This is a genomic window from Paraburkholderia sp. WC7.3g, assembly GCF_050436345.1.
Lineage (GTDB): Bacteria > Pseudomonadota > Gammaproteobacteria > Burkholderiales > Burkholderiaceae > Paraburkholderia > Paraburkholderia podalyriae.
The window spans coordinates 742482-754697 of sequence record NZ_JBNDMA010000004.1 but is presented as its reverse complement, the minus strand read 5'-3'; the positions used below and the strand labels follow the sequence as shown (position 1 = coordinate 754697).

Genomic DNA, 12216 nt, shown 5'->3' with positions numbered 1-12216 from the left:
ATGAAGGTCGATAGCATTGATTTCTTCTACGTAGCTATGCCGGAGGTGACGGCGGCGGCTGATGGTAGCCAGGACGCGCTGGTGGTACGGGTGTCGGCCGGCGGACATGTGGGCTGGGGCGAATGCGAGGCAGCGCCTTTGCCTTCCATCGCGGCCTTCGTCTGCCCGATGTCGCATGGCGCCTGCCGCCCCGTATCGGCCTCCGTGCTGGGCCAGAAGCTGGAGGGACCCGACGATATCAAGCGCATGGCCGCCGATGTCGGTTACAACAGCATGGACCTGCTGCAGGCTACCCATACCTGGTCGGGCATCGAAATGGCTATGTGGGATCTGCTGGGCAAGGTGCGCAGCGAACCGACCTGGAAGCTTTTAGGCTATAACCTAAGCTATCCCAAGACCCCCTATGCCTCGGTTTTGTTCGGCCACACTCCACAGCAGACCCTGGAGCGGGCCCGGGACATGTGGAACCGAGGCTTCCGCGCGGCCAAGTTCGGCTGGGCCCCGTTCGGATATTCGCTTGAAGGCGACATCGCCCATCTCGATGCCGCCCGTGAGGGTCTGGGGCCGGACGGCATCCTGCTCGTCGATGCCGGGCAGATCTTCGGGTCGGATGTGGCCGCGGCGGCGCTCCGGCTCGAAGCCATGGAGCGCAACCGCGTCACCTTCTTCGAGGAACCCTTCCACGGCTTCGCCTATGAGGCGTATCGTCAGTTGGGCGAGAAGGTGCGCACGGTGCGCACCGCCGGTGGCGAAGCAGCGCACAACCGGTACATGGCCGAGCATCTGATCGACTTCGGCAAGGTCGGCTATATCCAGATCGACTGTGGTCGCATCGGCGGCCTCTGGCCGGCGCGGCAGGTCGCCAACTACGCGGCGCGCCGTGGCGTGACATATATCAACCACACCTTCACCTCGAATCTGGCGCTGAGCGCCTCTCTGCAGCCCTTCGCCGGCCTTGAGGAGCACCGAATCTGTGAGTATCCCACGACGCTGCAGCAGGTGGCGGTTGGCCTGACACGCAATCACATCGTCCCCGATGCGAACGGCGAGATCCATGTGCCGGATGCGCCCGGCCTGGGGATCGAGGTCGATCCCCAGGCCCTCGTCGAGTACAAGGTCGACGTGGAAATCAAGATCAACGGCAAGACGGTGTTTTCATCCCCGTCGGCCTGACCAAGCCCCGCTGCACGCAGGCACTATGCTCGGCGCCCTCCGAGGGCGCGGTTCAAGCTATGGTTACATGCGGGAGGCTTGATGACGTTTGCGTCGCCCAGAACCGCACATTGCAGAAGCGGGTGTAAGTAGGAGCGCATGGACGACCGGTTTGGCCGACAACTTGCCGGCCGAGACGCCGCGCGAATGGCCGTTCCAGTTTGCAACCTGCCATAGCCCTCGCATTGGGTCGAAAGGCAGTTGTGGGTCGCGAGTACTCGTTCGCTTTCCGCGGGACGAGTCATTCGCGACCACCGACCTGTGAATGACAGGAAAGCGCCCCATACCCGTCTGACCGGCACCGATGCTCGAATGACGGCTCAGGCCGAAGTGCACTCATTCACCGGCAGGTGCGGCGGCCTACGTAGGTTCGCCACTCCTTTGGCGATCTGTGGCAACGCTTTGTCATGGGCGTCTGGCGCTTTAGCAAAAAAGGTTCTCCGGGGCTAGCCAGTCGTAACCCGCTCTCTACTCACCTGGAAACACAATGCGCGTCACCTGCTGTAGATTAAGCAGCGCCCCTTCGCCTGCGTACCCGTCCCGTTCTTCCCTGCCGAGGGCTGATTCGACAATGTCGCACGCCGCCTTGTAACTGGACAGGGCAAGCGGCGGAATGCCGTCGCGGTCGGCCTGGCGCATGCGCGCCTCGATCCAGCCAATTGTCCTTACCGCATCAGGAAGGCGTCCCTGCAACGCGAGAAGATGCGCCGCGTAGCAGTAAGGATAGGTGCTCGGGCCGATCGCGTGCGTCAATAGCGTACAAGCGGTGCGCAAGGTTGCGTCTGCCTCCCGCAGCTCGCCAAGATTGATGAGCGCCGCACCGCGTATGACGAGGGTCTGGGATCGCAACTGGACACTGTCAACGACGCTGGAACTGGCGAGGATCTCGTTGCATCGATCCAGAGCGGAAGTAAAGTCGCCGGCGGCCAGATCGAAGGATGGAAGCATTAGCGCGCAACGATCAGCATAAAACGAGTCGCCAAGGCGGTGGCCCACAATGGCCGCCTCGGCCAGCTTCTTCGCCGTGGCATGGTCTGCCTCGACCAGGTATGAGAAGAGCACCCTGGCAAAAGCGAGAGATGTTTCCCACCATTCAGGCCAACCCTCATCCAGCAATGTCGCTGCTTCGTCCAGCGCTTGTCTCGCGCCCTCGCGATTGACCAGCAAGGCGAACTGATGCGCGGCCACCGTCAACGATCTGAAAGTGCCGAAGCGGTCGCCGAGGTTTCGAAAGAGCGCCGCCGCTTTCAATGCAGCTTCGGCCTGCCGCTTCGCCGCGGTGCGCATGCGCAAATCAGCCACTGCGAACCAGAAACGCGCAGCCGATACTGGCGGCACCGACTGGTCTACCCACGGCTCGATGTCGCAGTATAGCTGCGCACCTTCATCATTAAAGCCGCGTGCGTCCCACAGCATGTCCGTCGCCGCGGCAAGATCGACTGCAACCTGGCGATTGCCAGTTGGGCCATTTGCCCACGCGACGGCAGCGCGTACGTTATCCAGCTCCGGCGCGATACGGCGTGTCCGGGCCAACGGTTCTTCGAAATCGTCTTCACCGGTCAGGCATTCAGTCATCGCTTCGGCGTGGCGCCGGCGCGTTGCCTCTAGCGACCCAGTGGCGGTCAATCGCTGCAATGCAAACAAGCGGCTGCTTTCCAGCAGGCGATAGCGTGGTATATGCGTTCCTTCAACGACGACAAGAGACTTATCCACCAGTGAAGCGAGCTGTTCGATCACGGCCCACTCGTCCAGGGTCTCGTCGCTCGCCACCCGTTGTGCAGCCCCAAGCGAAAAACTTCCCATAAAAACCCCGAGCCGGTCGAACACTGACTGCTCCGGCGGCGTTAGCAATCCATAGCTCCAATGCAGGGCCGCCTGAAGCGTCTGATGGCGAGGCAGCGATGTTCGGATGCCACCCGCCAGTAATTTCATGCGCTCATCAAGTCGCTGCCGCAGTGCGAACGCGCCGAAAAGCGACACGCGGGCTGCCGCAAACTCGATTGCCAGAGGGATCCCGTCGAGCCGGCGGCAGATGTCAATGACATCCCTCGCGTTGTGAGCGTCGAAGCCAAACTTTGGATCGGCGGCTTTCGCGCGCCCGACGAACATCTGGACGGCGCCAAAGCCGAGCGCGGCCGCCGGGTCGTCACTCGTGGGCACGCCCAGAGGGTCCAGTCGGAACACCTGTTCGTGCTCCGTGTGCAACGGTTCCTGGCTCGTTATCAGAACATGCACGCCGGGCGCGCCGGCCATGATCTCCGCCACCAGAGGAGCCACGTGCTCAAGCAGGTGTTCGCAGTTGTCGAGGACCAGCAGGAGTCGCTGGGTACTGACCAGCCGCACGAGCGACGCGTGGCCACCATCTGTTGCCACCTGCTGGCCCAGTGTGCGCGCCACAGTCGGCACGAGCAGCCGACCGTCGGCAAGCGATGCCAGTTCGACGACCCACACGCCATCATACGGTTGGTCGCGCAGACGGTGCGCGACCGCCTGAGCGACTCTCGTTTTGCCAACGCCTGCCGGGCCGACCACGCTCACCGTCCTTGAAATCCCAAGCATGCGGACCAGCGCGGCGACATCTTCCGCGCGCCCGAACAGTGGAGGCAGATCCGCGGACAGATTGCTGGGCGCGGGGGCGCCATGCTCTGTCAGACCGGGGCGTTGCCAAGCATCGGTCGACAGCAGCCGCTCGTCGTTGGGCGTTCCGACCGCCGCGACGTCGAGCATATAGCCCCGGCGCGGGAGGGTGCGCACGACGTGCTGGTGCTCACTGCCCAATGCGGCGCGCAGCTCGCTGACGCACTGCACAAGTGAATCGTCTGTAACGATAACGTCCCGCCAGACGACCTCAATCAGCTCATCTCTGCTGAGCAGCCGACCGGGATTCCTGGCGAGATGCAGCAGCAGCGCGAACGTCTTGGGTCTGAGGGGCGCAGGCCTGTCGGCGACGCGCAGTTCGCCGCGCGCGATATCGATGTCGAAACCGGGATAGTGCAAGACCTCCGCCCCGGCGCTTGCGGCGGCCGCTGGCCTCGCGATAGTTTTCGGAAAATCTTCGTGTTTCATTCGGCCAATCGTCGTGTGACCCGACGCCTCCCTGGCTACGCTGACTCTGCCATTCCGCCGATTGAAGGAGCATAGGATGCCAGCGACCTGTTCGCCAGTGCCCAAGGTCCCGCCAAAGGCGTTACTGGTACCCAGCCACACGGCGCTCGTCTTTCTGGGCTCACTCGGCCGCGCGATTGCACTGTTGTCGGCCGACACCGCGTTCGGCGTGGCCGTCTTTTCGTTCTGGTATTGCGTCCCGTGGCTGCTGTCGGCGTGGGCCACCTTTCAAATGCGGATCCGGTCTGGATGCCACCCTGCTTCTCATGAACGTCCCGGTGGCTCGTTAAAGTATCAACCCGCCAGCCGCCAGGTGTTTGGCCGTCCCTGCCCGCGAACCGCCGGGGGTGATCTCGTGAGTGTTAGACGCCGCGCGCCTGGTCCATCTGGGGACTAATGATGCACAGCAGAGCCATCGATCAGATCGAAACGTTCGAGAGCCTTGAACGAAAGGGCTGGCACGACGTTGCGCGGTCTTACCACACCTACTACATGGACCTCACGTGTCAGTCGCTTCCGCCGCTACTAACAGGCTGCGGAAATACCTCGCGCTGAAGTCATCGCGACGGATAGCAAAAGCGTTGATGTAAGGACCTCACCCGCCCCCTGGAGATCATGCGCGGCACCGACACGTTCACCGAGAGTCTGTTTTCCGTGCGCAAGCTGGACGATTTCGTTCCGACCTCGCATCCGCTGCGCTCGATTCGCGTCATGGCGAACGAGGCGCTGGCTAAGATGGATGGGGTGTTTGCCGGGATGTACGAGGCCGACATCAAGGGAGGTCGGCCGAGCATCGCGCCGGAGAAGCTGCTTCGGGCGATGCTGCTGCAGGTGCTGTACAGCATCCGGTCTGAACGCCAGCTCATGGAGCAAACGCAATACAACCTGCTGTTTCGGTGGTTTATTGGTCTGTCGATGGACGATTCGGTCTGGGTGCCGACGGTATTCACGAAGAACCGCGAGCGTTTGATCAGGCACGATGCGGTGGTCGAATTCTTCAACGAAGTGCTGTCCATCGCGCAGAAGAAGAACTGGTTGTCGGGCGAGCACTTCAGCGTGGACGGCACGCTGATCCAGGCGTGGGCGGGACACAAGAGCTTTGTGCGCAAGGACGGTGACGACAGGGATAACGACGGCGGCAGCGGCGCGGGCGACTTCAAGGGCAGCAAGCGGAGCAACGAGACGCACGAGTCGAAGACTGATCCCGATGCACGGCTTTACCGCAAGGGCAAGACTGCCAGCGAATTGCGTTACATGGGCCACACGCTGACCGACAACCGCCATGGACTGGTGGTCAACGCCCGCGTGAGTTGTGCTGACGGACATGCCGAACGTGAAGCGGCCAAGGTCATGATCAATGATGCGCGGCAAGCAGCGGACGAAGCGGCTGCGCAAATCACGCTGGGCGCAGACAAGGGTTACGACGCACAGGAATTCATCGAAGCTTGCCAGCAGATGAAGGTCACGCCGCACGTGGCGCAGAACACCTCGGGTCGCCGTTCTGCGGTGCCCGATGCGATTGCGCGCAGTGTGGGCTACGCGATATCGCAGCAAAAGCGCAAGCTGATCGAACAAGGTTTTGGGTGGGCGAAGACCGTGGGGCGCATGCGCCAGGTGATGGTGCGCGGGTTGAAGAAAGTCGACCAGATGTTCGTGTTGAACATGGCCGCCTACAACCTCGTGCGCATGCGTTCGCTAGGACAGGTCCGCCCGTAGTGGCAGCGATTGCGGTAATGAGGGCGAAAACAGGCCTCAAACTGTCGAAAAATAAGCTGGATTCACGTTGAAATTTCGTAATGCAGAAAATTGCGCGGCGGTAGCCGCGCAGAGCGATGGACGTTGCTTTTGGAGGGGTGTATTTCCGCAGCCTGCTAGGCGCTCAGTGAAAGAGGGATAGCAATTCAGGAGGCGCCATGCGATATGGTGCTCCGGCCGGCTGCGTCCAAAATCATCTGAGAATGGGCTGCACTGCGCATCGAGATTCGCACGACGCGGTCGATGTGCACATTGAACGTTAGCGTGGGCCGCAAACCCGTCTGCCACGAACGCTCAAGAATTCGGAGTGTCGCCGCGCACGATGACGCCGGCAAACGGATTGATGATCACGTGGTGCTGGCCGGCGAGCCACGCAAAGAGCGCGCGCAACACGGCGAGCGCATACGCGGCGGAGCGGACCGTCAGGCCGCGCGCGAACGGCCGCCATTCGGCGGAATCGCGCGGCCGCGGCGGGCCCGTCCAGCGCGCGGCCGGCGCCGGCCGGCGCAGGAACGCCCCGGTACGCGATCGCATCGTCGGTCGTGAGCGATGAGAGCGGGACGATTGTAGAACCTGCGTCGCGAGTGCGAAGCAGTGACTGCACGCGGCAGGCGCTTCTGTACAGCCCCGAACTCTGGACGCCGAAGTGCCAGCAAACTATCTTGAAGGCGTCTTGGGTGGCTTGCTGCACCGGGAACATTGGTTTTTTCCCGAAGGATGAACTGCGTCAAGCTGTTTCTGTGCGGGGACGTGATGTTGGGACGCGGTATCGATCAGATACTGCCGCATCCGAACCGGCCCCATCTCTTCGAACCCTATATGCGTTCGGCGAGAGGCTATGTGCGCCTCGCTGAAGCGAAAACCGGCCCGTTACCGGAGTGTGTCCCGTTCGGCTACGTGTGGGGCGATGCGCTGCTCGAACTGGAGCGCATGAGTCCTGCCACGCGCATCATCAACCTCGAGACGGCCGTCACATCCAGCGAGGACGCATGGCCCAGAAAGGGCATCCACTACCGCATGCATCCCGCCAACGCGCCCGTCTTGAGCGCCGCGAAAATCGACTGCTGCGCGCTCGCGAATAATCATGTGCTCGACTGGGGCTATCGCGGGTTGAAGGAAACTCTGAATGCCTTGCGTTCAGCCGGCATTCATACGGCTGGCGCGGGGCAGGACGACGTCGAGGCGGCCGCGCCTGCCTTGATCGAACTGGCGGGCGGCGGCAGAGTGATGATCTTCGCCTTTGCCACGGAATGCAGCGGCGTGGGCGCGGACTGGGCCGCCGATCGGGGCCGCCCCGGCGTGAACCGGCTCTCTGATCTTTCGGCTGACACCGTATGCACGATCGCAGCGCAGGTGCGAGCGGTCAGGCAGGCAGCCGACATCGTCATCGTCTCGATCCATTGGGGCGAGAACTTCGATTTCGACATACCTGCTTCGCAGCGATACTTCGCGCACGAACTCATCGATTCGGCGGGCGTGAATCTCGTACACGGCCATTCATCGCACCACGTGAAGGGCATCGAGCTGTATCGAGGCAAACTCGTCCTGTACGGTGCCGGGGACTTCATCAACGACTATGAAGGTATCGGCGGTCAGGAAGCGTTTCGCAGCGACCTTGCGCTGATGTATTTTCCCACGCTCGACCTTGAAACGGGCACGCTGGCCGAACTGTCGATGACGCCGACGCAGACACGCCACTTCCAAATCAACCGGGCGCCTGAAGAAGGCATTCGATGGTTACACGAAACGCTGAATCGGGAGAGTCAGCCATTGGGCGCCACTATGGAGCGCCGCGCTAACGACACGCTCGTGCTGCGTGCGGGCGCTTAGGCGCCGAGATAACGCTCGAACCACTGCACCGCGTACCGCGCAACGGCTTCCAGTGTGCCGGGCTCTTCGAACAGGTGGGTCGCGCCGGGGACGATCACAAGATCCTTCGGACATTCGAGCAGAGCGAAAGCCTCCCGGTTGACTTCGATGACATTGGCGTCGAGCCCGCCTACCACGAGCGACGTAGGCGCCTGCGCCGCGGCGAGGACGTCGCGTCCGGCGAGATCGGGCCTGCCGCCTCGCGAAACAATCGCCTCAATCGGAAACGACGACACGTGCGCCGCGCGGATCGCCGCAGCCGCGCCCGTGCTCGCGCCGAAGTAGCCGAACGAGAGGCGTGTCGTCTGCTTCGCCGCGATCCAGGCCGTTGCTTGCGCGAGACGCACTGCCAGCAGTTCGATGTCGAAGCGGGCAGCGCGACCGGTGTCTTCCTGCTCGGAGAGCAAGTCCATCAGCAGCGTTCCGATGCTGGCCCGATTGAGTTCGGTGGCCACGTACTGGTTTCGAGGGCTGAACCGTGAACTGCCGCTGCCGTGCGCGAGCAGAACCAGTCATTGAGCGTCCTGTGGCAGCGCGAGCGTGCCCATCAGGGAGGCGTCCTCCACCGGAATGGTGACTTCCTGCATTTGGAGCCGAGGTTCCATGACATCCTCAAGCCGGGTACGACAGTATTCCGACCCGATACGCGACGCGCTCGCCGTCGTCCTCGCGGGCGCGCTGACGCTGAGCAAGACACTAGATTGCCCGGCAGGCTTCCGCGCATCTCCGGCACGCATCGCTGCATGTGCCGCAGTGCTCGGGGGCGTGCCGCGCACATTCATCGGCGCACTCGTCGCAGATCCGTGCGCAGAGTTCGCAAAACTCGGGTGCGAAATGGCTTTGTCGAGCCAAGGCCGCAGATGTGAGGCGGCATAGCGAAGAGCAATCGGCGTTGAGGCGAATACATTTGGCCATGTTCACCCTGCCCGGTTCATCGAGGCAGGCGGATGCGCAGCGATCGCAGGCAGCGGCACAAGCATCGCAGGCTTCAATAGACGGCTGATAGATTTCGGGGTTCATCGACGAAGCTCCAGACTTGAATAGAGTTGTTCGGCGTCCGCCGCGTGCTCTCCTCCAAGGCAAGGCGCAAGGTGTTGCGATAACTTCAGGGCCGACCAGCGCGGCTCTCATAGCAGCGTAGTCGCTCGTGTCGGTGCCGTAAAGCGAAGCTGCGAGCCGGATTCCTCGCGAATAGCTTCGTTAAACGTTTCGAGTTTGATTCGCTGTACCGGTTCGCCGCGGTTCCGGAAGATATTCTTCGAGACAAGGCGACAACAGAGGCACTAGTCTCGAAGGTTGACGCTATCCGCGATGGCCGCTCGGAGATCGACATCCGTCTCAACCGAAGCGTCCCAGTGCGGCCAACCTTGGCCTTGGACCAACGGCGATAGCAAATGAGTGCAACGACCGCAACGTTGCCGCCTGCTCCAGTGGAGCGGCGGCCGTTCTATCCTTGAAAGCTGCCGCTCAGTCTGCGCCTGCTCGAGGGGCGGCTCAGGGTCGCAAAAAGACCTTCAGTGGCCCTGCAAAGAGTCATTCACGCGCGTCCCGCGACGGCGCAAATCTATTCTTTACCCGCCCCCTCATCCAGATCACTCTTAAACTCTACCTTCCGATGCGACCCGTCGCAAAACGGCTTGTTATTCGAGTGCCCGCAACGGCAGAGCCAGACCTCATCTTTCTCGACTTGAATCTGCCTGCCCCCTTGCGTCGTGATCGTGAAATCACCTTTGATGTGATACGGACCGTTATTTCTCGGGGTGATGATTGCCGTTGCCATATCCACCTCCTACGAATCGACTGACCGTCGCAAGCCAATCAGAGCCTAACCCTTCACGCAAACCACCTGACGCAGCGTATGAACCACCACGACCAAGCTCCGCTGCGCGGCCATCACGGCGTCGATGTCCTTGTAGGCCATCGGAATTTCATCGACGACCCCCGCATCCTTTCGGCATTCGACGTGCGCCGTCGCCCTGATTTGATCTTGGACCGTGAAGCGCCGTTTGGCGTCCTTCCGGCTCATCGCGCGCCCGGCGCCGTGACTGCATGAGCAGAAGCTCTCTTCATTGCCGAGACCGCGCACGATGAAGCTCTTCGCGCCCATCGAACCCGGAATGATGCCGAGCTCGCCCACTCGTGCCGACACCGCCCCTTTACGCGTGACGAACACGTCGGCGCCGAAGTGCCGCCCCTTCTGCACGTAATTGTGGTGGCAGTTCACCGCGTGCTCGTCGATGGTGAAGGGTTTGCCAATAGTCATGCGCACCGCACCGATCACGGCACTCATCATGACCTCACGGTTGCGGCGCGCGTACTCCTGCGCCCAGCCGACCGCCTCAACATAGTCGTCGAAGTGCCGGCTACCTTCCTTGAAGTACGCGAGGTCTTTGTCCGGAAGATTCGCAAGGTGTTGACGCATGTCGGCCCGAGCCAGCTCGATGAACAGGCTCCCGATCGCATTGCCCACACCGCGCGATCCGCTGTGCAGCATGAACCAGACGTCGTCCTCCTCGTCGAGGCATACCTCGATGAAGTGATTGCCGGTGTCGAGCGTGCCGACGTGCGTGTGGTTGTTCGTGCGCGCGAGGGAAGGATACTTGCCGACGATGCGCTGAAAACCGGGCGCCAGCAGTTTCCAGGCCTCGTCGACGGCCGGCGGCGGACGCGACCATGCGCCCGGGTCGCGTCGCCCTTGCGCGCTGCCGTGCGGCACGGCGCGCTCGATCGCGCCGCGTACGCCCGAAAGCGAATGGGGCAGCTCCGCGGCCGTCAGCGTCGTGCGAACCGCCATCATTCCGCAGCCGATATCCGCGCCCACCGCCGCCGGGATGATCGCTCCTTGTGTCGGAATCACGCTGCCGATCGTCGACCCCTTGCCCACGTGCACGTCCGGCATTACGGCAAGGTGCCTAAACACGAACGGCATGCGGGCCGTGTTTCTCAGTTGCCGGCGAGCCGCCTCCTCAATCGCGACGCCCTGCGCCCACATCTTCACGGCCTTGCCGCTTGCCACTTCCATCAGTTGATAATCGACAAGGCTCATGTCTCTGTCCCTTCGTCAGCTTCGCTCATCGGCACGGGTGTCAGTGCGCGGCGTATGACCTTAGCGTGAGCCGGTTTTTCCGTTTCGACAACCGGCCCATCACGGGCGTCTTTATCAAGCCGGGTCAATTATTCACCTCCAGCGACCTGTGCCATCGGATCCGAACGAGTTGTCTTGCCGGCCGAAAAGGCCAGTTCATGTCGCTCAGCGCGGGATGTCGGATGACCGCTGTTCCCGAGTAAGCTGCCGTTGCGGTGACGGACCTTCGAACGACGGCCGTGGGTCGCGTGCTGCCGATCGCAGCCTCGCGAGGTTCAAGCAACATATGTCAATTGCATGAGGCGGCGCGCGGCCATCTACGGCCGTTCGTTCGTGCCCTCAGACTGGCACTCAAACGTCGGCTGCGCGCAATTATCGGACCTTCGCCCGCCAATCACACTCGTCGCGTCATCGGCGGCCGTAGTGGACCCGTGCGAATCCGACCATTACGTGCTTCATAGCGGCCGCTCACTGGCATCTCTGGCTCCTCAGCGCGCCAGGGGCGTGTTCACCTGTTCGCGACAGGCACCGCCTGACGCGGTGCGTCAAGCCCTCTGCAGGATGTCCATCGCCTGATTGGCATCCTCCAGCGAGTCGACCGCGAGATAGGCAATGAACTGGGAGCCGAGTACAGCAGCCGACACACCGCGGAGGTTGATTTCCCCGTCTGCCAGCTTCTGGGTCAATTCCGCGACGATCCCCAGCTGGTCCAGCCCCATCACACGGACGGAGTGAAGGCTCGGGGTGACGTTGAACCCCACCTGTGCGGCGGCACGGATCTCGCTGTCCCCCTGCAGCGGTGCGACAAACACGACCCCCTTGCCCGGTGCTTCCGGCGTGCGTCGCGCAACGACGAACTGCAAGTCCGCCCCAGCATCCCGCAGGGCGCTTAATACTGTCGCGAGCCCGCCCGGTTTGTCCTCGATGGTGGCTGCCCAGACATCAACCCGTTCCACAATCAGTTCCATGGCAGTTCCTCCCGCCTGTTACGTCTCAATCAAGAAAATCTACTTCACGAGCGACCGGCGGGCAAGGCCAGCGTGATCGACACGTGGATATTGCGTCCCGTCGATTAACCTGATTAACCGAACCTGCACGTAAAAAGCGGGCCGCGCGTAATCGGGTATGTTGACTCCGCGGACGGCGGAATACGCTGATGGTCGACGCAGGGTATGTTGATGCCGGTCCGC

At 62.2% G+C, this 12216-nt stretch carries 8 protein-coding genes and 2 pseudogenes; 3 read left to right on the top strand and 7 right to left on the bottom strand.

The window, feature by feature from the left end; all coding sequences use genetic code 11:
* Positions 1-1173 (top strand): mandelate racemase/muconate lactonizing enzyme family protein, encoded by a 1173-nt coding sequence (locus OKW43_RS36790; protein ID WP_429453446.1) that lies wholly within the window; start codon positions 1-3, stop codon positions 1171-1173.
* A gap of 507 nt (positions 1174-1680) precedes the next feature.
* On the opposite strand, the gene OKW43_RS36785 is transcribed toward OKW43_RS36790, so the two are convergent.
* Complete coding sequence (locus OKW43_RS36785; RefSeq protein WP_429453444.1) at positions 1681-4278, bottom strand: ATP-binding protein; 2598 nt, start codon at positions 4276-4278, stop codon at positions 1681-1683.
* 654 nt (positions 4279-4932) lie between these two features.
* On the opposite strand from OKW43_RS36785, the gene OKW43_RS36780 reads away from it, so the two are divergent.
* Positions 4933-6033 (top strand): IS5 family transposase, encoded by a 1101-nt coding sequence (locus OKW43_RS36780; protein ID WP_429453442.1) that lies wholly within the window; start codon positions 4933-4935, stop codon positions 6031-6033.
* Between the two features lie 351 nt (positions 6034-6384).
* Here OKW43_RS36780 and OKW43_RS36775 read toward each other — a convergent pair.
* Positions 6385-6628 (bottom strand): annotated as a pseudogene (locus OKW43_RS36775) (integrase); the annotation flags it as partial.
* Positions 6629-6789: 161 nt separating this feature from the next.
* Between OKW43_RS36775 and OKW43_RS36770 the strand changes: the two are divergent.
* Positions 6790-7902 (top strand): CapA family protein, encoded by a 1113-nt coding sequence (locus tag OKW43_RS36770; RefSeq protein ID WP_429453441.1) that lies wholly within the window; start codon positions 6790-6792, stop codon positions 7900-7902.
* On the opposite strand, the pseudogene OKW43_RS36765 reads toward OKW43_RS36770, so the two are convergent.
* The 5 genes and pseudogenes from OKW43_RS36765 to OKW43_RS36745 all read right to left on the bottom strand — a co-directional run bounded on the left by OKW43_RS36765 (position 7899) and on the right by OKW43_RS36745 (position 11994).
* Positions 7899-8546: pseudogene (locus tag OKW43_RS36765) on the bottom strand (dienelactone hydrolase family protein). The gene OKW43_RS36770 and the pseudogene OKW43_RS36765 sit on opposite strands and share 4 nt — an antisense overlap.
* 91 nt (positions 8547-8637) lie before the next feature.
* Positions 8638-8856, bottom strand: coding sequence for a four-helix bundle copper-binding protein (locus tag OKW43_RS36760; RefSeq protein WP_376776537.1), 219 nt, complete (start codon positions 8854-8856; stop codon positions 8638-8640).
* 649 nt (positions 8857-9505) lie between these two features.
* Positions 9506-9721 (bottom strand): CDGSH iron-sulfur domain-containing protein, encoded by a 216-nt coding sequence (locus tag OKW43_RS36755; RefSeq protein WP_121315150.1) that lies wholly within the window; start codon positions 9719-9721, stop codon positions 9506-9508.
* Positions 9722-9766: 45 nt separating this feature from the next.
* The gene (locus OKW43_RS36750; protein WP_429453438.1) at positions 9767-10987 is read right to left on the bottom strand and encodes an RtcB family protein; all 1221 of its coding nucleotides are present in this window, start codon (positions 10985-10987) and stop codon (positions 9767-9769) included.
* Positions 10988-11571: 584 nt separating this feature from the next.
* On the bottom strand, positions 11572-11994 hold the full coding sequence (locus tag OKW43_RS36745) for an amino acid-binding protein (RefSeq protein WP_187639629.1): 423 nt from the start codon (positions 11992-11994) through the stop codon (positions 11572-11574).
* Positions 11995-12216 lie beyond the last annotated feature (222 nt).

Excerpts from the sequence above, each read along its gene's own strand:
- OKW43_RS36760 (WP_376776537.1), bottom strand. The coding sequence starts at position 8,856 with ATGGCCAAATGTATTCGCCTCAACGCCGATTGCTCTTCGCTATGCCGC.
- OKW43_RS36785 (WP_429453444.1), bottom strand. The coding sequence starts at position 4,278 with ATGAAACACGAAGATTTTCCGAAAACTATCGCGAGGCCAGCGGCCGCC.
- OKW43_RS36745 (WP_187639629.1), bottom strand. The coding sequence starts at position 11,994 with ATGGAACTGATTGTGGAACGGGTTGATGTCTGGGCAGCCACCATCGAG.
- OKW43_RS36755 (WP_121315150.1), bottom strand. The coding sequence starts at position 9,721 with ATGGCAACGGCAATCATCACCCCGAGAAATAACGGTCCGTATCACATC.
- OKW43_RS36790 (WP_429453446.1), top strand. The coding sequence starts at position 1 with ATGAAGGTCGATAGCATTGATTTCTTCTACGTAGCTATGCCGGAGGTG.
- OKW43_RS36770 (WP_429453441.1), top strand. The coding sequence starts at position 6,790 with ATGAACTGCGTCAAGCTGTTTCTGTGCGGGGACGTGATGTTGGGACGC.
- OKW43_RS36780 (WP_429453442.1), top strand. The coding sequence starts at position 4,933 with ATGCGCGGCACCGACACGTTCACCGAGAGTCTGTTTTCCGTGCGCAAG.
- OKW43_RS36750 (WP_429453438.1), bottom strand. The coding sequence starts at position 10,987 with ATGAGCCTTGTCGATTATCAACTGATGGAAGTGGCAAGCGGCAAGGCC.